The organism is Rapidithrix thailandica (genome assembly GCF_039710355.1).
Taxonomy (GTDB): domain Bacteria; phylum Bacteroidota; class Bacteroidia; order Cytophagales; family Flammeovirgaceae; genus Rapidithrix; species Rapidithrix thailandica.
This window is the reverse complement of sequence record NZ_JBDKWZ010000003.1, coordinates 306013-328833: the sequence shown is the minus strand read 5'-3', so window position 1 is coordinate 328833 and position 22821 is coordinate 306013. Positions and strand designations below refer to the sequence as shown.

Sequence of the window (22821 nt, the reverse complement as noted above, 5' to 3'; positions counted from 1 at the left end):
ATGAAGATTTTAAAATATACTACCATTCTGTTAGGCTTGTTGATGACCTTGTTGACAGGATGTAATGACGATTTTTTACAGAGAGATCCGCAAACGGATATTACTCCGGAGTTGTTTTTCCAAAATCCCAATGATCTTGAGATTTATACCAACGGGATGTATAGTCAACTAAAATTCAGCTATGAGGATATCGGTTCGGACAACATTGCTTTTTACAGCGGCAATAGCGAAGCGGATCAAATCTTAATCGGAAATGTAAACGCAGCCAATGCCGGAGGATGGAGTAAAGACGATTGGGCGGATTTGAGAAAAATCAACTTTATGTTGGAGAGGATGGATCAAGTACAGGGAAATGCCGAAGAGATCAAGAACTATGAAGGAATTGCCCGTTTTTTCAGAGCTTGGTTTTACTTTGGGAAAGTACAGCGTTACAGCGATGTGCCTTGGTATTCCGAAAGCATTGAAGCGAGTGACGAAGCATTGATCTATAAGGCCAAAGATCCCCGTGCTGTGGTCGTGGATTCGATCATGGCAGACCTGGAATATGCGGTGGAAAATATCATTGTGAACGATGATAATACAAGAGTCACCCGGTGGGCGGCATTGACTTTGTTGGCTCGTTTTGCACTGTACGAAGGTACTTTCCGCAAATATCACGAAGAATTAAGCCTGACGGGTGACTACGAACGCTTTTTGAAAAGAGCCGTATCGGCTTCAGAGGAAATTATGGAAAATGGTGGCTTTTCAATCCACTCAACAGGCAATGGAGTGCAGGATTACCGCGAATTGTTTGTAGGAACTACCCTGGGAAGTAACAATGAAATGATTCTTTGGGCGAATTATGACCGTGACTTAGGCCGTGGTAACAACAGCCATACCGTATTTGACTGGCAATGGGCCCTGAGCCGTAGTTTGGCAGATGCCTACTTGATGAAAGATGGAACTCCTTTTACTTCCACTCCCGATTTTGACAAGAAGTCCTTTACTCAGGTATTTGATAACCGCGACCCACGGATGATGGAAACCATCGGCTATCCGGGTTTTGTCAATGCGGGAAGCACGGAGCCTTTCCGTATCAAGCCTACTTTCGGAGGGTATAACCAACTGAAATTTAACCCGCGGGATGCGGCCTTACGCCAAGGCTGGGATGCGAACTACACCGACCTGCCAGTATTCAGATATGCCGAAGTCTTATTGATTTATGCCGAAGCCAAAGCCGAATTGGGTACATTGGCACAATCTGATATCGACAAAACTGTCAATGTAATCAGAGCCAGAGTGAATATGCCTGCTTTGGATATGAATGCAGCCAATGCTCAAGTGGATCCGGTGCAAGCGGCCCGCTATCCGAATGTAATGGTGGCGAATAAAGGTGCATTGTTAGAAATCCGGAGAGAGCGTAGAGTGGAAATGGCTTGTGAAGGCTTGCGGTATATGGACTTGATGCGTTGGAAAGCCGGCAAATTGTTAGAAGACGGGCAAGAAGGAATGTACGTTCCTGCTCTGGGTGCTTTTGATGTTACCGGAGACGGTGAGGTTGACATTGCTATTTTAGAATCGCCCGACAAACTGGGACCGATTGCCCATTTGACAAAAGAAGAACAAGATGCTTTGTCTAAGTATTTTCTGATTGATAGCGATGGTGCGGAGCAAAACTTTTACTTGTCTGAAGGCACAAGTGGTTTTATCCGCTTTGTAAGAGATAAAAACATTACCCGGGATTTTGTAGAACCGAAATATTATTACAGACCTATTCCTCAGCAACAACTTTTATTAAATCCGAATTTGGAACAAACCATTTTTTGGAATAATTAACTAGGTCAACGGTGGGGATTGACAATTTTTTGAATAGGTCATTTATAATTGTTTTCATTCAAATCCCTATCGTGAGATAAAAGAATCTCATTTCATCGAAAAGGTCGTCTTGTATCCTACAAGCGACCTTTTTTCATTCTTTCAAGAAGGATTGTCCTGGCTCCGGATGGTGTTACTATTCTTTTGATTCCCTTGTCATTCCATAAAAAATATGTTTATTTGATATTTTAGTAAAGAGTCAATTGTAGAAGTTTTCATATTACTTTGATGGATCTCCCGGAAAAATACCAGGCAATGAAAGACCAAGAGTTGTGGCGGTTGGTGAGCCAGGGAGATGGCGCTGCATTTTCCTTTGTATATCACCGGTATTTTAACGACCTGTATTTATACGGTTTGCGGATAAGCGAACGGGAAGAACTGGTAAAAGACGTCATTCAGGAATTGTTTATCGATGTGTGGAGTAAACGGGAACGATTGTTAATCACCTCTTCTATAAAATACTATTTGTTGAAAGCCCTCCGGAGAAAAACAGTTGAAAAACTTACGGAACTCCAAAAAAAACAAAGTAAAACCGGAGCTTTTATAGCCAACCAACCTTTGATCTCCTTTTCACAAGAAGATTTTGTGATTCGGAATGAAGAAGATCTTCAACGCCGGCAAATTGTAGCCCAAGTCTTAAATTCTTTACCTAAGCGTCAACGGGAGGCGGTTTATCTGCGGTACTTCAGGGAACTGAGCTATCAGGAAGTAGCAACAATGATGGGCCTTACCGAAAAAGCCGTGGTTAACCATGTGTACAAAGCCTTTCGGAAAATCAGAAAGAAAGGGGCTTTGGAAAAGATCATCGATTTGGGAATGGTCATTACCACTCTGGCCAGTGTTTTTTATTTAGTACATCAAGCAAAAGCGTTTTCTCAGCTATTTCTTTGAAAAGAAGTATTTTAGATCGTGAAAAACCATTCTTGTCACACCTTTGCTTTCCCTTCACCCTTCAAAAATTTCCTCTTCCTCAAAAAAAATAAAAAAATAGGGGATGTAAATTCTCTTTTGCCCTCTTATGTGTGAAATGCTTGTGTAAATGCAGCTGTATTGATGAGCAAACACAAAGGCTTTGGCCCATTTCAAAATTTAAGAAGCTTCTATGGATATGTTTGAAATAGAAAAGTTAATTCAAGACCCCTCCTTTCAAAATTGGGTATACCACTCAAACCCGCAGGATTTTGCCTTGTGGGAAAAGCGTATACAAGAGCACCCGGAGAAAAGGGAAGTGGTGGAGGTAGCGGCACAAATGCTAAAAGGGATGCCCGTACAAGAACATGGGCTAGACCAGGAGGAAATCCATCAAGAATGGGAAATGTTGCAAGAAAAACTGAGCCAGCCATCGGTTTCTCCCAAAAGAGAAAACTATCATAACCGGAAAGATCAATGGACCTTATGGATAAAAGTCGCGGCAATGATTACGGTTGTCATGGGGGTGGGGCTGATAACCTGGTGGAATCAATACCAAACACCACCACGCGCCTTACATTGGGTGGAAAAACAAAATCCCGCCGGGCAGCGCTCTGTAATCACACTTTCCGATGGGAGCAAGGTATGGTTGAATGCAGCAAGTAAGCTTCGGTTTCCGGAAGTATTTTCTGAAAAAAAACGCACTGTATTTCTGGAAGGAGAAGCTTTTTTTGAAGTGAGTAAAGACCCCTCAAGGGTGTTTAAAGTACATTCCGGATCGTCCACAGTAGCTGTACTGGGGACCTCATTTAATATCAATGCCTTTGCGGAAAATGACCGGATAGAGGTGGCTTTGGCCAGCGGTAAAGTGCTATTTGAAAGTGAGGGAATTGCCGAAAAAGTGCCTTTGTCTCCGGAGGAGCTGCTTTCGTTCGATACAAAGAATCGTCAATGGGCGAAATCCCAATTTAACAAAGATGAAGTATTGGGTTGGAAAGACAATATTCTGTACTTTCAGGATGCTTCTTTCGAGGAAGTAGTGAAAAAACTGGAACGTTGGTATGGGGTAGAGTTTATTGTCCGGAGGAAAGTGCCGGTCAGCAAGGGGTTTACCGGGTGGTTTAAGCAAAAGCCATTGGAACATGTATTGAAAGGTATTGGCTTTTCTTCCAAATTTGATTATCGCATTGAAGATAAAAAAGTACTGATTTATTAAGTAAAATAATGATTTCGCCTATGATTAACCACTACATTAACTCTAGCTAATTTTTTTCATTCTCTTTTTAGAACCTTTTCAAAGGACAATCAAAAAGCCCTACCGTACAGATAAGTTTGGGACGCGCATCTGTCGGTAAGGCCTGGCTTGTCTTTGACTCAACTTTCTATTCATCAAAAACACTGTAATTTATGAAAATGATCTTTATCAGACAATTTCTGGTCATGACAAAACTATCCTTTTATGGCCTGGCCCTTCAAATGCTATTCAGTGTGATGCTGATGGCAAAAGAGGGCCATTCGCAGCACCAGAAGCTTGAAGAGGTGATTATCTCTATTGATTTAAAAAATACCCGTTTAGATAAAGCTTTTGCTCAGATTGAACAGGCCACCGACTTTAATTTTTTGTACAATACGGGCGTCATTGACAAAGGTGCCCGCGTGAATGTGAAAACACAGAATGAGTCATTAATCAGCTTATTGAAAAAGATTTCCGAAGGTACCGGTCTGAAGTTCATGCGGATCAACGAAAATATTTACGTAAGTAAAAAAGAAGTGGACGCTAAGCCTTCGTCTATCCTGGTGGTAGAGGCCATTGACGATGTGGTGGTGAAGGGAAAAGTGACCTCCAGTGAAGACCATCAACCCTTGCCGGGTGTGAGTATTTTGATCAAAGGCACAAGCTTGGGAACCACTACGGATGCCAAAGGAGAATATACCCTGTCGGTTCCTGAGGATGCCATCCTTATTTACAGTTTTATCGGGTATACCCCTCAGGAAATAGCGGTTAACAATCAATCGGTGATTGATATAAGCATGCAGCCGGATGCTACCGAACTGGAAGAAGTAGTAGTGACCGCCATGAATATTAAAAAGAGTAAAAAAGTATTGGGTTACTCCGTTTCCGAAATCGGAGGAGATAAGTTAATCAAAGCCCGGGAAACGAATATAGCCAATACTCTTACCGGGAAAATAGCCGGAGTAAATGTAGTGAAACCGGTATCGGGTTCTATGGGATCCAGCCGGGTAGTGATCCGGGGAAACGGCTCTTTAAGTAGCAACCAACCGCTTTATGTGATTGATGGTATCCCTTTGAACAACGGTTCAAGTGGTCAACCGCACGATATATATGGAGGGAGTGACGGAGGAGACGGTATTTCTTCTATCAACCCAGATGATATCGAATCCATGTCGGTATTGAAAGGGGCCACTGCTGCGGCTTTGTATGGTTCGATGGCTTCTAACGGAGCAATTATCATTACCACCAAGCAAGGAAAAGCCCGCAAAGGGATCGGGGTGGAAGTAAACAGTACCTTTACTTTTGAAAAACCGATCATTTTTACAGAGGACGATTATCAATATGAATACGGCCAGGGGATACTGGGTCAAAAGCCTCAGACAAAAGAACAGGCCTTGGAATTGGGTGTAATGAACTGGGGACCCAAATTAGACGGATCTCCCGTGGTGCAGTTTGATGGGGTAGAACGGCCTTATGCTCCGGTAAAAGACAACATGAAAGAATTTTATTCGGGCGCTTATACTGCCACCAACTCACTGGCATTTAACGGAGGAAATGAGACGTCTAATTTCCGTTTTTCGATTTCCGATTTGCGTAATGAGGATTTGTTCCCGAATTCCGAATTGAAAAGAAATACATTTACATTGAATTACGGACACGAAGTTACCAAAAAGCTGAGTTTACGTTTGCGGACGTCCTATATCCGTGAGCGTGTGAAAAACCGGCCGAATGTCAATGATTTTGATGCCAACGGTAATTTCACTCCTTACATGTTGCCCACCAATTACGATATCAATAACCTGGAACAGAGAGTGGATGAAGACGGAAAGGAATACCTCTTTTCCAAAGATATCTATTTTGCCAACCCTTATTTTATCGCTTATGAATACCGCAAAAGAGAGAAAAAAGACCGTATTATTGGCTCCATCGAAGCGCGATACCAGTTTTCCGATGCCTTGTATGCACAAGTGAGAGGAGGAGGGGATTTCTATCATAAAAAAAGTAGTTCGGTGCGTCCGACAGGTTCCGGACCTATACCGGACGGTACGATGGGAGAGGGATATAACTATTCCGGTGTGTTTAATTACGAAGCTTTATTAGGTTTTCAAAAGGAATTGAACAGCAATTGGACCGTAGATGCTTTTGTGGGAGGAAACATAATGAAAGAGCAAAGTGAATCGGTTTCCGCTTCCGGCAGAGGGTTTATTGTACCAGGTTTTTATGCATTGGGCAATACCAAGTCTTCCAGCAAAGGGCATAATTTGTCCGAAAGACAAATCAACTCGGTATTCGGATCTGTGGAAGTAGGATATAAATCTTTCCTTTACCTGACTTTTACAGGAAGAAGTGATTGGTTCTCTACACTGAACCCTGAAGACAACAATATCTTTTATCCGTCCGTGGGAGCCAGTTTTATCCTTTCCGATGCAGTGGAATTGCCTTCTTGGATTTCTTATATGAAATTCAGAGGCTCATGGGCCAATGCCGGTGGAGGAGATATTTCTCCGTATGCCCGCCATCTGACTTTTGGTTTTAACGATACACACTTGGGGCGTCCGATAGGATATGTTTCCAGTGGAACGATTCCGAACAGCAACCTGAGGCCTTTTATCAATACTACTTATGAGGCCGGTTTGGATGCCCGTTTCCTGAATAACCGTTTGGGAATTGACTTCACGGTTTATAAAAGAAAGGCGACTGATGATATTTTGTCCAGTTTAGTATCAGTGACCTCCGGTTATTCTTCCGTAAAGGTGAACGTAGGGGGAGTGGAAAACCAAGGAGTGGAATTGATGTTGACAGGTACGCCTATAAAAACGGACAAATTCGCCTGGGATATCACCCTGAACGGGGCTTACAACCAAAGCAAAGTCATTTCCCTATCGGATGGCTTGGAGGAAATGCAGGTTTCTATCAGTCGCCCCGGATACTGGGGAGACCCGGGAGTCCCCGGGTTCGTCTTTCATGAAGTAGGTCAGCCCTTCGGAGTTATCAAGGGATTTCCTTATAAAAGAGACGAGAACGGCAACATCGTTCACGATGCCAATGGTTTGCCGGTACAAGGGGAACTGACCAAACTGGGTGAAGGCGTATCGCCACTTACCATAGGCCTGAGTAATACTTTCACGTATCAAGGTTTTTACCTGAACTTCTTATTCGATTCCAAATTCGGAGGGGATATTTATTCGGGGACCAATGTCTACGCCTATATGTTTGGTTTACACAAAAACACACTGAATGGCCGTGAGGGAGGTTTGGTAAGTCCTGGAGTCAATGAGCAAGGTCAGCCAAACACCGTAAACGTGTCTGCCCAGGATTACTATGGATATATCGGTGATAATATTACCGAAGAGTTTGTTTACGATGCCAGTTTTATCAAACTGAGAGAATTGTCCATCGGTTATTCCGTACCTCGTTCTTTTCTGGGGCGTACTCCTTTCCAAGCGCTGAGTATTTCTTTAGTTGGTAGAAATTTATGGACCTTACTCAGTCATGTACCGATCGTTGATCCCGAATCAACCTATTCGGCTGGCAATGCTCAAGGATTTGAAATGTTTGCCCTGCCGGCAACCAGAAGTTTTGGAGTGAATTTGAATGTGAAACTGTAAAATGCGCTTAACAATGATACTGATGAAACCCACAAAGAATAGTATATATATCCTGTTGTTGACAGTATTGGGCTTTTCTTGTAACCTGGAAGAGCTGGATGTCAACCCGAATTCTCCTACCGAAGTGGCCCCGGGCCCCTTGTTTACCAATGTGCTCTTGCGAACAGCCGGGGAAACCGGCACTTCCCGCAGAGGGAGTATCGGTTATTGTATGATGATGGTACAACAAACCGCCACGCTTAAAACCGATGATCTTGAAGGAGATAAATACCTGGCCAGTAACAACGTGAGCCAATTGTTTAACTTCACTTATAGTACCCTTGCTAAAAATATCGAAGCGGTCATTGCGATGGTGAAAGAGGATCCTGCACAAGCTAACCTGTACGGAGCCATCCGGATCTGGAAGGTATTGGTATACCACCGTGTGACCGACTTGTATGGCGATGTGCCGTATTTTGAAGCGGGTGCCGGATACAATCAACAGGTCTATTTCCCGAAATACGATGCTCAAGAGGAGATTTACATGCATATGTTAAAAGAACTGGAAGAGGCGAGTGCTTTATTGGCCACTGACGACCAATCCATAGCCGATGCGGATTTTATTTATGACGGAGACATAGCCCGCTGGAAGCGATTGGCCAATTCTTTAATGTTGCGTTTGGCGATGCGACTGGTAAAAAAGGATCCGGCCAAAGCCGAAGAATGGACCAAAAAGGCGCTTGCAGGCGGAGTAATGGACAGCAATGCCGATGATTGTATGATCCGGCATGAATCTACCCGTGAAGTAAACTCAAATCCGGCAGCCTTTGCCTTTTTTAAATTTGATTTGGTGAAGTTAGGGGATATCAAGATTAGCAAAACCTTGATGGATTACCTGAAGCAAACGGGAGATCCCCGGATCAGTGTGTATTGTTCTTTGCCCGATGGCGACAGCGATCCCGCCATGCAAAAAGGATTGCCCAATGGCTATGACATTACCACCATTGATAACTTCGAACCAAGCGCGGATTTAACCACATTCTCAAATCCGAACATTGCCTCCTTCCTGGATTTGAGTGCTCCTACCGTGTTGTTGACTTGGTCAGAAACGGAATTGCTTCGTGCCGAAGCGGCTGCCCGGGGTTGGACCGGTGAAAATGCAGCAGAACATTATGCCAAAGGACTGGAAGCATCTATGAAACAACAAGCAGTGTACGGAGAGGCAGGAATGATAGAGGCCAGTGCAATCACAGGCTTTATTACGGCTAATCCATATCCTTCAGGTGGAACGTTGGAAGAGCAATTACGACAGATCAATGTCCAGTATTGGGTAGCTACATTTATGAATGGTTTTGAATCCTATGCCAATTGGAGACGGACCGGGTATCCTGAATTGGTTCCGGTTAATTATAATAATAATGCATCCAACGGGACCATTCCCCGGAGGTTAATGTATCCGATTGCCGAGTATAGTGCCAATGGTTCAAATCTAAAAACAGCTATTGATCGCCAAGGAGTTGATAAATTTACCACCCGGATTTGGTGGGATCAAGAATAATAATTCCAGTACGTGTTTAATTTCCATGACTCAATTCCTCTGCCCACTTTGAGTTTTCAAAGTGGGTTTTTCTTTTCTGTAAATTCTTCCTTCTTTTTAAAACCTCGAAAACTTTTCCCTGAAAAAATTGAATTTTTCAACAGGTTTCTTAATATATTTGGACAACTAGTATTGATACCTGCCTTTTGCAGCGAGATCAGAGAGAAATATAAATATAAACTTGAACATTAACTCTGGTAGCAATAGAGCTGCACAATTCTTTTTTATTTTCCAACAACATAGCTGCTTAGGGACAGTCTTTGATAACAAAGCTCCCCACAGGGATTAGATGAGGTATAATCTTGTATTTTCTTTGTGGAGAGTGGTGTAAAACACAAAGTTCTTTCCTTTGTTGTAGCTTATCCGGACGTAATAATTTGGAGGTCACATGGGGGAAAATCGCGCCTTGGTGCATCTTTTATATAGAGGCCGGATAAGGACTCTGTAAATATGGAAACAAAAATTAATATCAAAAACAGATTATAACTATGAGTAATTTTAAACGCAGGGATTTTATCAAGACGACTGCCGCTGCGGGGGTAGGCGCTACACTGTTTGCTCCGAATATTGTGAAAGGTAAGGACGACCGGAAAGTGCGGATAGGGTTTATCGGAGTAGGAGGTAGAGGCCGTTCACACCTCCGAAATATCTTATTGCGTGACGATGTGATTGTTCCGGCAATCTGTGATATTGACCCGGAAGCTATCACCAAGGCGCAAAAAATGATCAAAGACGCTAAGCAAAAAGCAGAAGCATATACTGAAGGAGAGTTTGCCTATGAGAAAATGCTGGACAGGGATGACCTGGACGGGGTGATCATCTCTACTCCTTGGTTGTGGCATACACGTATGGCCGTAGCAGCCATGAGAAAAGGAAAATATGCAGGGGTGGAAGTATCGGCAGCCAACACGATTGAAGAATGCTGGGACTTGGTGGAGACCTATGAGGAAACCAAAGTGCCTTGTATGATCCTGGAAAACGTATGTTACCGACAGGATGTAATGGCTGTATTGCAAATGGTGCGCGAAGGTGTGTTTGGTGAGTTATTGCACTACCGTTGTGGATACTTGCATGACTTGAGAGGAGTGAAATTTAACGGAGAGAGTGGAGCCGAATTTGGCCCTGGGTCACACGGAGAAGCACGATGGAGAACTGCCCACTCACTGCATCGTAACGGAGACCTGTATCCTACACACGGGGTAGGCCCGGTTGCATTGATGGCTGATATCAACAAAGGAAACCGCTTTGTCTCATTGACTTCTACCGCTACCAAAGCCAGAGGGTTGAATGATTATATCGTGAAAAAAGCCGGTGAAGATCATCCGAATGCCAAATTGAAATGGAAGTTAGGAGATGTAGTGACCACCACCGTGACAACTGCCCGTGGCGAAACCATTATCATTACACACGATACCAACTTGCCAAGGCCTTATTCTTTAGGTTTCCGGGTACAAGGTACCAATGGCTTGACTGACTTTGATTATCATACTCGAAGGGTATTTATCGAAGGGACTTCCAAAGGACATGGCTGGGAAGAGGCCAAACCATACCTTGAAAAATACGATCACCCCTTGTGGAAGAAGTATGGTGAATATGCCAAAGGTTCAGGTCACGGAGGAATGGACTTCTTTGTAGCCCATGCGTTTGTAGAGTCAATCAAACGCAAAGTGAATCCTCCTATGGATGCTTATGATGCCGCTGCATGGAGTGCTATTACGCCTCTTTCTGAAATGTCAATTGCCAATAACGGTGAGCCGCAAAGTTTCCCTGATTTCACCCGGGGACGTTGGATGACCAGAAAGAATGACTTTGCCTTAAATGACGAATTTTAAACTTGCTTTTGTACATAAATTAAAACCAGCTCATAACATTCGAGCTGGTTTTTTTGTTTTACCCCTCTCTGGTTTAGAGATGCTCTTTGCTTCTCTAGTAATTCATTGTAATTTCATGAAAATTTTCTAGAGTATTGCTAACTTTAACCGGGTACAAAAGGTTAAGAATATACCATATTACTGATCAAATTAACAACAAGAAAACTACTAAAATAGAGAAGGTCGTCTCTTTGAAAAATACTTTTTTAAAAAAGAAGAACTTCAAATTGCAAATTTCCCCACATTGTAATGGAGAAGACCTTTGGATGCATAATTTTTATGTAAATTATACAATCACTTCACCAATAATTGATGTTTGAGACGTGGGTAGGTTTAGGAGAAAAGTAAAAAAAGTAATCAGACACCCCTTCAACCGCTTAAAAGTGGCCGTTAAGCGGAAAATGGGATGGCTAGGTGTGCCTTTAATACAAACCTACCGGGGCTTTGGCACGGAAGAAGAGGTGTATATACGCGGAAGGGTGATAGAAGACCATGGAATTCTTCAGCCCAAGCCCCATGACAGCAAGTGGAAAAACTTGTTGTCCATGTTTAAACGCTATGCCAGTTCCGGTCTACCCGGAGTCAAAATCAAAGTTGCCTTTTACAGTCAGGTGAAAGAGACCGTTTCTGACGATGACGGCTATTTTGAAGTGTATTTTCAGCCGGGAACTCATATCAATCATCGTAAACGTTGGCATGAAGTGGTGTTTGAGCTTCCCAATATTTCTTCTAACGGGATCAGTAGTCACTGTGTAAAAGGAGAGGTATTGATTCCCAGAGAAAATTGCCATTATGGTATTATTTCGGATATTGACGACACTTTTCTGGTAAGTTACTCTACTGATGTACTGCGCAAAATCCGGCTAATGGCGATCAAAAATGCCCATACCCGCTTGCCCTTTGATGGGGTGACGGCCTTCTATAATGCCCTGCACCGGGGCAAAACCGGGCGTAGTCATAATCCCCTGTTTTATGTGTCTAGCAGTGAATGGCATATCTATGATTTGTTGAAAGATTTTTGCAAAGTGCAAAATATCCCCCGGGGAATTTTCCTGTTAAGGGATATGGAACACAGCATCTTTAAATTCTGGAAAGCCGGACAGGGAAACCACGATCATAAACTGGAAAAAATCCGGATGATTTTTGATGTGTACGATGGCTTGAAATTTTTCCTGATCGGAGACTCCGGACAACGGGATGTGGAAATTTATTCCCAGATAGCCGAAGAGTTTCCCGACCGCATCCAAGCCGTATATATCCGGGATGTTTCTTCCCGAAGGCGATATGATGAGGTACTACACTATGCTCATAAATTAGATCGCTTAGGTATTGACTTGGAGTTGGTAAAAGATACGGAAGCCGCGGCCCGGCATGCTCTCCAACACAACTATATCAGTAAAATAGCCTTTGAGGAAGTGATGGCAGACAAAAAGCACAACCTGGAATTGCCTTCCGATATAGAAGAACTTTTGCATATTGGTGAGTGGGACTGATTTTGGGTGAAAATCAACTGGCTCTTCAAGAATGATAAAAAGGCTCGTGCTAATTTATCCAAGTTATGCCCTCAAGGAGGTTCCAATTTGCTGAATGAGTGAACGAGTGAGTGGATGATACATGAAAGAGTTCAATAAATAATCACTTCGGATTCACATTCTACACAATGATCCGAAAATAAGCTTTTTACACCTCCAACTCACCATTTCACCCTCACCATTTCACCCATTCACCATTCCACTCTGCCCGGAAAAGATAAGCTGCTTGGCAGAGCTACTCGAAAAATTTTTCTTATAGAACCAGTTGTTTTAACAAACGCTCTAAAGTAATTTGAGGGTCTTCGCACAGGCCCGGGTGAACCGGAGACGTTTGTACGATTGTGCTACAACTGGCGGTAAGCCAACGAAAACGTTCGGCAATGCCCAGTTGGCCAATGGTACCTCCTTCGGAGCCTCCTGTACAGATTACCTGAAACATTTTCAATCTGTCTTCAATTTCCCGGAGATCCAGTTCTTCGGAAAAAGCCATTAACCTTTCCTTATCGAGTATATACGAGGTCTGTAGAAATCCCTTGGGACGGCAATATAAAATCACCCCCACATTGATGAATTCTTCCCGTTCCACCTTGGGCATTACTCGAATCACAGCGTACTCAAATATATGCTTTTCTTGCCTCATATGCTTCTTTGATAAATACTTGTGAGTTTGAAATTCTGGTTTCCAAATACTGGGCATAAGCTTGCCGGTGCTCCTCCGCACTTTCGAAAGAAGGGCTTCCGTTCAACCATTCACCGGGAATTAATGCGGTCAATTCCCGAATCTTTTCCGGAGTTAAGATTGCCTTGAATGCCGCATCTACTTCTTCCAATTCTGTTGCCTGAGGAAGCAAAACATGATCTTTTACATAAGTGAAAGGACGGAGTGCATGCTGCTCTGCATCTTGCCAGGCATGGTGAAAATAGAAGGAGGCACCATGGTCAATCAACCATAAGTCTTTATGCCAGGTAAGCATATTGGTATTCCGGACGGTACGGTCCACATTGGCTACCAGGCTATCAAACCACACGATTTGGGAAGCCAGTTGGGTATCAATGGTGGTGACTAAGGGATTAAAAGTGATGGAGCCTGAAAGGTAATGTAATGCCAGGTTGAGCCCTTCGCTGGCCCGGAGTAAATCCTGGATTTCTTCATCTCCTTCCGAGCGACCAAAAGAAGGGTCGAGTTGTGCAAAAACAATTTCGGGAATTTTAAAACCCAGCAGCCTTGCAATCTCTCCGGCCAACAGTTCGGCAATCAGTGCTTTTGTTCCTTGTCCGGCTCCACGAAATTTGAGGACGTACAAAAATTCATCATCGGCCTCAACCAAGGCAGGCAATGAACCCCCTTCCCGCAAGGGGGTGACGTACCGGGTGACATTGACCTTTCTAAGATCGGGATGGCTATGATTCATAGTTCAATGTTAGGTTGTGTTCAAGTAAGTAAAAAGGCAATGGAATGATAAATTTTTGTCGAATGTACGAAATTACAATAAAAGTCCATTGTCTTCATCGTTTGAGTTTATGGAGGGGTTACTGTGCTTGGGAAGCTCTTGAGAATTGTTATTGAGGAAAAGGATAAGAGCTGAGAGTGAAAAAAACAGGTTCTTTCCACTCTCGCTTCTCTTACCTTGCGTTACGATAAAAACCAATCGGTTCTTATAGTTTAAGGAGTTGATGAAAACCTCATTTGCAAAAGCGCAATCCATTTTTCAACATAATGAGTTTTCAACGGGTTCTGTTATTTTAACGTAAATCCGATTTTTCCACGAATGTAAAAAGGGATTCCCGGTGTAAAATGTATTTCTTCAACACTGTTGGGTTCATCCTTCAAGCGGGTTTCCGTTGCAAATTGGGTCTCATTCCATTCTGTGTCCAACAAGTTTTCGATCACCAACCCGAAATTGACATTTTTATATTGATAATTCAAGTTCATATCCGTCACAAAATAGCCTTTGGCTACGATGCTATTATCTTCGTTAGCAGGGCGGTCGGCCACGGTGCGGTAACGGATACCCCCTGAAAAGCCCGAAGGAAGTTGAAAGGAAAGTCCTCCGCTGGATGTCCACTCCGGAGCCAAAGGTATATAGTTCAGGCCCTCCGGGTCATCTTTGCTACGGGCATGAGCATAGTTCAGGTTCGCATCCAAAAACATCCAGTTGGTTAGTTGATAATGCACCCCGGCATCGATCCCCATGCGTTCGGTACGGCCACTGGGTTCTACGACTCCTTCATCTCCAACATAAACAAACTCTTGCTCTAGGAATAGATACCAAAGCGCTGCATTCACAACCAATCTTGGCGTAGGCTTCCAGATAGTCCCCAAATCGGAACCGTATGCTGCCGGAAGAATGTCCTGACCGCTTTGATTAACGACTACTCGCGTGTCATTAGAGTGGAAGCCTGTTCCGGTTTTTAAATAAAACTGCCAATCCGAATTGGGTGCATATACAATGTTTAATTTGGGGCTGGCGATGGCTTTGGATTCGGATAGGTTGCTGTAAACGCTGTCCAGCTGATTGATATAATCGAATTGTAAATAGTCAATCCGTGTTCCAGGGTTGATTAGCCATTTGCCAAAAGTAAGTTCTACATTACCAAAAGCATATAAATGGGACTCATCAATGTCGCCTAGTGCGCTGGTAGAAAGGGTTGTTTTACGGTGAGCCGTATGTGATAATTCGTTGTTATTCACATCATCATACCGGAAACCTGCCCCTGCTTGTATGTTAAGATCGAAGTTTTGAAAATTATAGTTTTTGTTGAATACACTTTCCAGGCCTAGCAAATTTCTGTCTTCTTTTTGTTTGATCTGATCTCCGTTTACCGGATCATTTAAAGAGAAAGTGAAGTTAGAGTAGAGTTCGAAGTTGTAATGGGTAAAAAAGGCTCTACTTTGAATAAAGGTATTCCGGTCAATGATTTTCGAATGCTTCAGGGAAAAGTTTGTCCGGCTGGTTTTGCCCCCTTCCGTATCGTCAATGGCCCCGAAGCGGTCAATCAGACCTGCATCCACTGCTCGTTGGGGAATCTGCCCGGAAGCGTCCCATTTGCTTTGAAAATGAGAAGCTGTCAAGGTGATTTTTTGATTTTGTTTGATGCTTGCTGTGTATTTGGTCATGACATTCAAACGGTTAAAATTCTGAGGAGAAGAAAAAGGCCCGTCTGCCAGATAATATTCCCCGGCAAAATAAGCATGTTGGGTATTGGTATTTAATAAATTGAACATGCTGACGGTACGCAAAGTATTGAATTTTCCGTACTCAAAATTGACCTGGCTGTTATTTACCCGCTCTTTCGTGTGAAAGTCCACATACCCGGCAGTGGCAAAATTGCCTTTGTTGGCATTGTAAGGCCCTTTGCCGTAGTCGATGTTTTCAACGGTTTCCGGAATTAAAAAATGCAAGTCCGAATAGCCTTGACCGTGTGCATGTGACACCATATTGACCGGCATTCCATCCACCGAAATGTTGATATCCGTACCATGGTCAATATCAAAACCTCTGAGAAAGATTTGTTCGGCTTTTCCGCCTCCGGCATGTTGTCCGATCATCAATCCGGGTACGCTTCGCAGCAATTCCTGAGAAGATTTTACCGGATGGGTTTGCAAATTGATTTTCGAAATCTGGTTTAAAGAATTTAGTTTAGGGCTGATGGTCACCTGGTCCAATTCTACAGGTGCTTCTTCCAGTTGAATATGCCATTCTTGTTGAAACATTTGTGCAGAAATAGCCTCCTTGCGGGTTTTGTACCCGATATGGGCTATTACCAGTGTGTCCCCTACGTTGATATTACTAAGTTGAAAATGTCCGAAAGCATTGGTATGTGTATGGGCCGCCTGGCTGGAATTGTACAAATACACATCCTGTAAGGGAAGATTGTCCTGATTGGTCACTTTTCCGGAAAGGGACTGTGCGAGTACGGCACTGTAGCTTCCAATACAGAAAATAAATAATAAAATATTCCTTTTCATCTTGTTAGTGAATTGATTCTCTTAAAGTTTTATTAATTCAATACTTGTTACTATATCCTTTTCGGATAAATTGATTTACCGAAAAGCGGTCAAAATTGGCTGACAAAGAAAACCGTGTCCTGACTCCAAATAAAGAAAAAGTACACAAACCTTCAGGGAGTCAGGATTAACGGCTGTTATCGGTTTAACTACTAAGCACCGGTAAAGGCAAAGTTTTATTCAGTGTTCATTCATCAATACATTTGTAAATAGAATTGATCACAGCGTTTATATTCCACTCTAATGCATACACAAGTATGTACGAAGTGGAAAAGGGCTTTGGATTTTTATGATTTTGAAAAAAACTTCTGATTACCAATCCATAAAGACCATTCCGGCTCCACAAATCAAAATGGTCAATTCTCCCTGAGGTATGGATATGAATTTCAGAAATTAGCTGATAACAAGCCTGTCAATGCTTTGTGTGTATCTTGAATGTTGACAAAAGGCATTGAACACAACATATGTTTTCTGAATATGCTATGAAGCATCTAGGCTATGGTTTACAGTAATAAAATTTAGACATAACAAAGCCATCCGATTATTTGAAAGTACATGCGGTATACTTTGAAGTGGTTTACACGTATAGTTTTTGACCGAAGATGGAATCAAAATCGGCTTCTTTGTTAAAAAATGCTTTTAACAGCCATTCTAGCGTTTTTCTTCAAATAATGACTTCCGTAAATGATAACCCATCAGCGTATGAGAAATATACAGGGCAGACTTATCCAGTTCTTATGTTCAATAGCTGAGTAATCATTTCGGATTCCCTAAAGGGACGTTTCAACTTTGTGGTAAAAAAGGGATTGAATTAAAGACGTATGTAGGGTGGAGCATGTATGGGGGCATTCAGAAAAAACCTGTGGTATGGATTTTTTTGAGGATATACGATTGGTAAAGAGAAAACAACGAGGGCGGAATGATAAGCGTTAGGAGGGCTCAACCCGACAGGGCCTTTTGAAAAGACCGGCTTGACTTTCTTTTCATGATCAGTACATTCTTCAAATAAACCATGGGACTCCTGGTGCTCCATGATTTTCCGGCTTTTTTCGGGAGCGGTTTGAGCTGAAGAATGAGATGAAATTTGTTCAGACAGGTGACAATCCTGTATCGAAAGAGAGGTGTCTTTTGCAAGTAAGGGACCTTTAAAAATAAAGGTAGCCATCAGGATAAATAAGAATATAAAGATATTCTTTTTGCTCATAATGCTTGTCTGATCTGAAATAGAATTGAGGTTCAAGATTAGAACTCATTTTGCTAATATGCAAAATTATTCTATTAAAACCTGTTAAAAATTTTAGTGACTTGTACGTACACAGTGCGATATATAGCATGTGAACTATCCCTGAAAAGGGAATGAGTGTTTGGTACTGTCCTTTGCAAAAGAGTGATGAAAACCCTTTATGCTGTGCCTTTTATTAAAAGACACAGCATCTATACAGGGGCTGATATAGGTAGGAGCATAGGTACTTATTTTTTATCTTAGGTAGTGTCTTTTACTTTTAACTTCAACACCATGAACTTAGAAACTTTCTATTTGTCCTTAAGTGTGAAAAACATCCGTTTCTCCAAGATTTTTTATGAAAAACTAGGTTTTACCACTATCCCAAACGGTGGGTCTCTGGAAAAAAAGTGGCTGATCATGACCAATGGAAAAATTAAGATCGGCTTGTTTCAGGACATGTTTCCCAATAATACCCTTACCTTCAACCCCCCGGATGTAAGAGCCATCTATCGGCAATTGAAAGCAGAAGGTTTTGAAATGGTGTACGAATCGGAAAGTTTGGCTGATGCTGAAGGGCCTTGCTCTTTTGTGATTGTGGACCCTGACGGCAATCCTATTTTATTTGACCAACACTAAGAATTAGGGCCTATTTATTTCTTCGTTTGATTCCTGTCTTGATTGTAGAGTAGCATTTACAGGGGCTTGTAGTTGCAAACGTTTTCATGGAATTGTGTAGGAAAAAAACATACATTTGACGATTCGCTTAAGGAAGCCATTCTGAAATTTTCCCTTTGTAAACCTAACAAAACCTACCCGGTAGTGTTGGGAAGTATTTACTTCCTTTGCCGAATATCAGATACCAATCCACAACCGTTACTAGCATCCCTTCACTCAATGTACATGAACATGTCTACACAAAAGCTAACTTATGTAGGTAAATCTATTACAGCATTTAAAGTCATCAAAGAAGAGGAGGCTTTTGATGCTTTGGAGGACATCGATGTGTGGAGAGCGTTTAAAGAGGGCAGTGAGGCTGCTTTTCATCATATCTATCAAGTGTACTTTCCGGTGTTGTTTAACTACGGACATCAGTTTACTGCTGATCGCGAACTTGTTAAAGATTTGATTCAGGATTTATTTATCGATATCAAGGAAAAACGGAAAAAACTCGGGGATACAACCTCTATTAAATTTTATTTGTTCAGAGCCCTGAGAAGAAGGGTATTACGTGCCGAGCAGCGACACCGTCTAAAGTTTTTCCGGAATGCCAGCCAGGAAGAACATGGATTTGAAATATCACTTTCCCATGAAACCAAGTTGATCAATGCCCAGATGGACGAAGAATTAAAAGCGAATTTGGAAAAAGCTTTTGCTTCACTCACCAAGCGACAAAAAGAAATTATCCTGTACTACTACTATGAAGGGATGAGCTATCAGGACATTACCAAAGTAATGGGTTTTGCCAAAGTGGAATACGCCCGGGTACTTGTTCACCGGAGTATCGTCAAGCTACGGGAAGTCATGAAATCCGTGAAAAGTTTATTTGCTCTATTGGGCATTGGACTTTGGGGAAGCCCGGAAGGTTGAGCACCGGCTTGCCTTCAAATAAAATCGCCCGGTGACAAGCTGTTGATTGTTCATCACCGGGCAAATGTTTTCTATAAGAAAGAATCAAGTACGTTATCATCGATGCCTTCAAGGACATTGACGAAACCACAAACTCTTATGATTCTCTTGAATTATTATAGTTTCTACGGCCTCTGCCGTTGCTGTTATAACCACCTCTTTTCTTTCCTTTGAAATCGTCTCTGCCTCTTCCGTAGTTACCGCCTCCGCTGCGTTTTTGGGCCGCCGGCTTTACTTCCACAGGCATCCCTCCGATATTTACTTCTTTAAAACTTCTTAATAACTCCTGGTCGAAGCGCTGGTCTACTTCAAAGAAAGAGCGGTTTTGTTGAATTTCAATCTTTCCGATTTCAATGTTTTTCAACTTCGGACGATCGTTAATCATTCCGATCAAGCGGGCCGCTGACAAGCCACTTCTTCCTCCCAAGTTAATGGAAAAGCGGGCAAATTTCATCCCGGAACGTCTTCCATTATTTCCGTTACGTTTGTCTTGTTGACCCCCTTCTCTGACTTTCACATTTAAGTCCGGTGCATTTTTGTAATAAGACAAAAAGCGGTTAAACTCCACCGATACGAAGTGCTTGATCAACTCTTCCCGGCTTAGCCAGTCGAGTTTTTTATAGATATCCGGTAAGTACTGATCGATTTGATGGTCGTTTACCTCCACCTTTTCTACTTTATCAACCAGGTTGAAGAGTTGCTTTTCGCAAATGTCCTTTCCGTTAGGAACCATTTTGCGGTCAAATTTATTTTTGATTTTCCGCTCCAGTTCCCGGATGCGGCCCACCTCTCGCATATGCACAATGGCAATGGAGATACCTGTGTTACCAGCTCTACCGGTACGGCCGCTTCGGTGAATGTATACCTCAATATCGTCCGGTAAATTGTAGTTGATCACATGTGTCAACTCATTTACATCCAGTCCCCGGGCTGCTACATCCGTAGCGACCAGTAACTGTAAGTTTTTCATCCGGAAGCGGTTCATCACATGGTCACGCTGAGCTTGTGACAAATCGCCATGCAAGGCATCGGCATTGTATCCGTCTTGCATCAATTTGTCGGCCACCTCTTTGGTTTCTTTCCGTGTACGACAGAAGATGATTCCGTAGATTTCCGGTGACATATCTGCAATCCTTTTCAAAGCAGAATACCGGTCACGGGCATGCACCACATAGTATTGGTGATCCACATTGGTTGATCCGGTGTTACGTTGTCCGGCAGAGATTTCATGCGGAGTGTCCATGTACACTTCTGCAATGTTGGCGATCTCTTTCGGCATGGTTGCAGAAAACAACAAAGTTTGTTTCTCTTGAGGTGTTTCTGCCAAGATGGTATCCAAGTCATCCTTAAAGCCCATGTTCAGCATTTCATCCGCTTCGTCCAATACCACCCACTGTACATTGGCTAATTTGAGTTTTCTACGGTTGATCAAATCGATCATCCGTCCGGGGGTTCCCACCACAATATGGGCTCCCTTGTTCAGTGCTTTGATTTGCTTGGAAATATCAGCGCCTCCATATACGGCTACCACATGAATGTCCAAATATTTGCTGAAACTTTCAATGTCTCGTGCAATTTGTAAACAGAGTTCACGGGTGGGGCAAAGTATCAGGGTTTGTACATCGCTAGAGTCAGTCTCGGTTTGATGTACTAAAGGTAAACTGAACGCTGCAGTTTTTCCAGTTCCGGTTTGAGCCAGTGCAATTAAGTCTCTGCGGGAAGACAGAAGAAAAGGAATGGTTTGCTCTTGAATGGCAGTAGGTTGTTCAAATCCTAATTCCTGTACCGCTTTTACAATTTCCGGCTTTAAACCGGCTTCTTGAAATTTACTCATATTGTTTTTTAAAAATCCCATTCCCAAGCCTTTCCATTTTGCAAATGCTTGGAGTTTTTATTCAATGAAATTATGCTTGTAGGAATGGATTCCCCATGAAACCAGCCCTAACTCATAATCGCTGCAAAATTAAACTTAGTTTTTGTAAATATGGCCTCTTTGCCCGGATAAGTTTAAGGCAGCGAGTGAGATAAGGGGGATTTTGACAAAAAAACAGAGGGAAAATAGTAAGTAAAAAGCCTCTTTGAAGGCTGATAAGTGGGGTGAAACCGACTTTTTTATACCCGCTTTAAAGCAGTGAAAAAAAATCGTAAAAATCAGATAATCAGTAAGAAGTATGAGTCAAAATGATGAAGTTGTTTTCTTTGTATAGGCCTTTTGGTTGGAATTACTTTTTACCGGATGTGCCTATTTTCAAAAAATCCTGAGCGGCACTCTTTTTTTCATTTGTTTTTAAAAGGAATTTTTGAACGAGAGACCCCAATACTACCACTAAAGAGTTGAATTGTGTATTGTTTCACTCTCAATTTATCTTTGTTGTAAAGAATGTTTTAAGGAGGGAAAAAGCAAAGATTTAGAAGGAAAGCGCAGTAGTGAAAGTAATTTCAAATAGTATTAGAGCATGTTTAAAATTCGTTGCGGGGGCTGCCCTTTTGGTGGTAAAAATGCTGTATTGAGGTTCCTGAAATGGGAGTTTTTGACCCAAAGGATGAAATTTAAACATGCTCTTATATCTTTGCTGCATGAATGTGAATGAATCTTGCTTAATTGATGATATTAACCCGGCCATATGTGTGAATGGCCGTTTACGGAGAGTAACCCGGCTTGTGAACCGTTTATATTCCCGTCATTTACGGGCTGTAGGAATTTCTTCCGGCCAACAAACAATATTATTTTTTGTAGGTAAGGTGAAAGCTATCGAACAGCGCGAAATCGGCAAACGCCTGCAATTGGAGCGTTCTACCGTAACCCGTGAATTGAATGGGCTTGTTGAAAAAGGTTATGTTATAAAATCCGAGGGAAGCCAACGCCCGGTGATTGAGTTGACCAGTGAAGGGGCCCGCTTTCTGAATAAAATGGTACCCATTTGGCAAGATGCTCAAAACGAAGCACTCGAGCTATTGGGCCGGGAAGGGGATGAGGCCCTGAACACCCTTTTGGTCAATACCAAAGCCTAAGTTTTTTTTGAGGAAGAGCATAGTACTTTGAAGCTTTTTTAAAATGGTAAGAAGCAGGTTTTAAGCCCTTTAAAACTGTACGCTTCTTACTGGATATAGTAATATTATCTACCCAAAAAATCTTAAAAAAATATTGTGAATCAATTCTAAAAATACTAGATTTAAAATCTACCTGCTTTGCTAGGTTTCATGCAACAATTCAAATAAATGAATCACAATCTACCAACGAACAAAAGTTGGTATGAGCGAGCCCGTTACGATATGTAATGGTATTTTTTGTTAAACCAAAAACCCTGTACAGATTCAATCACGTCACTTTCTGAAGTAGTGAGTGCGTGTTTGTTACAAATACGTCTCTCTGTTTT

General features: G+C 42.3%; 15 protein-coding genes. 10 read left to right on the top strand and 5 right to left on the bottom strand.

Translation table 11 applies throughout. The annotated features are described in order from the left end of the window. From AAG747_RS07010 to AAG747_RS06980, 7 genes are all read left to right on the top strand, one after another. Positions 1 to 1815 (top strand): RagB/SusD family nutrient uptake outer membrane protein, encoded by a 1815-nt coding sequence (locus AAG747_RS07010; protein WP_346820436.1) that lies wholly within the window; start codon positions 1 to 3, stop codon positions 1813 to 1815. Positions 1816 to 2109: 294 nt separating this feature from the next. Continuing rightward, entirely contained in the window at positions 2110 to 2745 is a 636-nt protein-coding gene (locus AAG747_RS07005; RefSeq protein ID WP_346820435.1) for an RNA polymerase sigma factor, read from the top strand. Between the two features lie 211 nt (positions 2746 to 2956). Further along, the gene (locus AAG747_RS07000) at positions 2957 to 3979 is read left to right on the top strand and encodes a FecR family protein (RefSeq protein WP_346820434.1); all 1023 of its coding nucleotides are present in this window, start codon (positions 2957 to 2959) and stop codon (positions 3977 to 3979) included. A gap of 191 nt (positions 3980 to 4170) precedes the next feature. After that, positions 4171 to 7605: a SusC/RagA family TonB-linked outer membrane protein gene (locus tag AAG747_RS06995; RefSeq protein WP_346820433.1), complete on the top strand. Its 3435-nt coding sequence runs from the start codon at positions 4171 to 4173 to the stop codon at positions 7603 to 7605. Between the two features lie 22 nt (positions 7606 to 7627). Continuing rightward, the gene (locus AAG747_RS06990) at positions 7628 to 9142 is read left to right on the top strand and encodes a SusD/RagB family nutrient-binding outer membrane lipoprotein (protein ID WP_346820432.1); all 1515 of its coding nucleotides are present in this window, start codon (positions 7628 to 7630) and stop codon (positions 9140 to 9142) included. 527 nt (positions 9143 to 9669) lie between these two features. Further along, positions 9670 to 11013 (top strand): Gfo/Idh/MocA family oxidoreductase, encoded by a 1344-nt coding sequence (locus tag AAG747_RS06985; RefSeq protein WP_346820431.1) that lies wholly within the window; start codon positions 9670 to 9672, stop codon positions 11011 to 11013. 422 nt (positions 11014 to 11435) lie between these two features. After that, positions 11436 to 12545 (top strand): App1 family protein phosphatidate phosphatase, encoded by a 1110-nt coding sequence (locus tag AAG747_RS06980; RefSeq protein ID WP_346820430.1) that lies wholly within the window; start codon positions 11436 to 11438, stop codon positions 12543 to 12545. Positions 12546 to 12837: 292 nt separating this feature from the next. On the opposite strand, the gene AAG747_RS06975 is transcribed toward AAG747_RS06980, so the two are convergent. The 4 genes from AAG747_RS06975 to AAG747_RS06960 all read right to left on the bottom strand — a co-directional run bounded on the left by AAG747_RS06975 (position 12838) and on the right by AAG747_RS06960 (position 17797). Then, positions 12838 to 13224 carry a DUF3037 domain-containing protein gene (locus AAG747_RS06975; protein WP_346820429.1) on the bottom strand — a complete coding sequence of 129 codons (387 nt, stop codon included), beginning with the start codon at positions 13222 to 13224 and terminating at the stop codon, positions 12838 to 12840. Next, on the bottom strand, positions 13199 to 13996 hold the full coding sequence (locus AAG747_RS06970; RefSeq protein WP_346820428.1) for a HipA family kinase: 798 nt from the start codon (positions 13994 to 13996) through the stop codon (positions 13199 to 13201). The genes AAG747_RS06975 and AAG747_RS06970 overlap by 26 nt, the downstream gene beginning before the upstream one ends. A gap of 326 nt (positions 13997 to 14322) precedes the next feature. Then, the gene (locus AAG747_RS06965; protein ID WP_346820427.1) at positions 14323 to 16554 is read right to left on the bottom strand and encodes a TonB-dependent receptor; all 2232 of its coding nucleotides are present in this window, start codon (positions 16552 to 16554) and stop codon (positions 14323 to 14325) included. 850 nt (positions 16555 to 17404) lie between these two features. Continuing rightward, positions 17405 to 17797 carry a hypothetical protein gene (locus AAG747_RS06960; RefSeq protein WP_346820426.1) on the bottom strand — a complete coding sequence of 131 codons (393 nt, stop codon included), beginning with the start codon at positions 17795 to 17797 and terminating at the stop codon, positions 17405 to 17407. Between the two features lie 312 nt (positions 17798 to 18109). Here AAG747_RS06960 and AAG747_RS06955 point away from each other — a divergent pair, with 312 nt between their 5' ends. Together AAG747_RS06955 and AAG747_RS06950 are read left to right on the top strand one after the other, a co-directional pair. Then, a complete protein-coding gene (locus AAG747_RS06955; protein WP_346820425.1) occupies positions 18110 to 18454 on the top strand; it encodes a VOC family protein in 345 nt (114 codons plus the stop codon). 270 nt (positions 18455 to 18724) lie between these two features. Further along, the gene (locus AAG747_RS06950; protein ID WP_346820424.1) at positions 18725 to 19405 is read left to right on the top strand and encodes an RNA polymerase sigma factor; all 681 of its coding nucleotides are present in this window, start codon (positions 18725 to 18727) and stop codon (positions 19403 to 19405) included. A gap of 136 nt (positions 19406 to 19541) precedes the next feature. Here AAG747_RS06950 and AAG747_RS06945 read toward each other — a convergent pair whose 3' ends face one another. Beyond that, positions 19542 to 21278, bottom strand: coding sequence for a DEAD/DEAH box helicase (locus tag AAG747_RS06945; protein ID WP_346820423.1), 1737 nt, complete (start codon positions 21276 to 21278; stop codon positions 19542 to 19544). 743 nt (positions 21279 to 22021) lie between these two features. Here AAG747_RS06945 and AAG747_RS06940 point away from each other — a divergent pair. Next, positions 22022 to 22456 carry a MarR family winged helix-turn-helix transcriptional regulator gene (locus AAG747_RS06940; RefSeq protein ID WP_346820422.1) on the top strand — a complete coding sequence of 145 codons (435 nt, stop codon included), beginning with the start codon at positions 22022 to 22024 and terminating at the stop codon, positions 22454 to 22456. Positions 22457 to 22821 lie beyond the last annotated feature (365 nt).

What these genes read in the sequence shown, in the direction of transcription:
- AAG747_RS07010 (WP_346820436.1), top strand. Translation starts at nt 1, where the DNA reads ATGAAGATTTTAAAATATACTACCATTCTGTTAGGCTTGTTGATGACC.
- AAG747_RS07005 (WP_346820435.1), top strand. Translation starts at nt 2,110, where the DNA reads ATGAAAGACCAAGAGTTGTGGCGGTTGGTGAGCCAGGGAGATGGCGCT.
- AAG747_RS07000 (WP_346820434.1), top strand. Translation starts at nt 2,957, where the DNA reads ATGGATATGTTTGAAATAGAAAAGTTAATTCAAGACCCCTCCTTTCAA.
- AAG747_RS06995 (WP_346820433.1), top strand. Translation starts at nt 4,171, where the DNA reads ATGAAAATGATCTTTATCAGACAATTTCTGGTCATGACAAAACTATCC.
- AAG747_RS06990 (WP_346820432.1), top strand. Translation starts at nt 7,628, where the DNA reads ATGAAACCCACAAAGAATAGTATATATATCCTGTTGTTGACAGTATTG.
- AAG747_RS06985 (WP_346820431.1), top strand. Translation starts at nt 9,670, where the DNA reads ATGAGTAATTTTAAACGCAGGGATTTTATCAAGACGACTGCCGCTGCG.
- AAG747_RS06975 (WP_346820429.1), bottom strand. Translation starts at nt 13,224, where the DNA reads ATGAGGCAAGAAAAGCATATATTTGAGTACGCTGTGATTCGAGTAATG.
- AAG747_RS06970 (WP_346820428.1), bottom strand. Translation starts at nt 13,996, where the DNA reads ATGAATCATAGCCATCCCGATCTTAGAAAGGTCAATGTCACCCGGTAC.
- AAG747_RS06965 (WP_346820427.1), bottom strand. Translation starts at nt 16,554, where the DNA reads ATGAAAAGGAATATTTTATTATTTATTTTCTGTATTGGAAGCTACAGT.
- AAG747_RS06960 (WP_346820426.1), bottom strand. Translation starts at nt 17,797, where the DNA reads ATGAGCAAAAAGAATATCTTTATATTCTTATTTATCCTGATGGCTACC.
- AAG747_RS06955 (WP_346820425.1), top strand. Translation starts at nt 18,110, where the DNA reads ATGAACTTAGAAACTTTCTATTTGTCCTTAAGTGTGAAAAACATCCGT.
- AAG747_RS06950 (WP_346820424.1), top strand. Translation starts at nt 18,725, where the DNA reads ATGTCTACACAAAAGCTAACTTATGTAGGTAAATCTATTACAGCATTT.
- AAG747_RS06945 (WP_346820423.1), bottom strand. Translation starts at nt 21,278, where the DNA reads ATGAGTAAATTTCAAGAAGCCGGTTTAAAGCCGGAAATTGTAAAAGCG.
- AAG747_RS06940 (WP_346820422.1), top strand. Translation starts at nt 22,022, where the DNA reads ATGAATGTGAATGAATCTTGCTTAATTGATGATATTAACCCGGCCATA.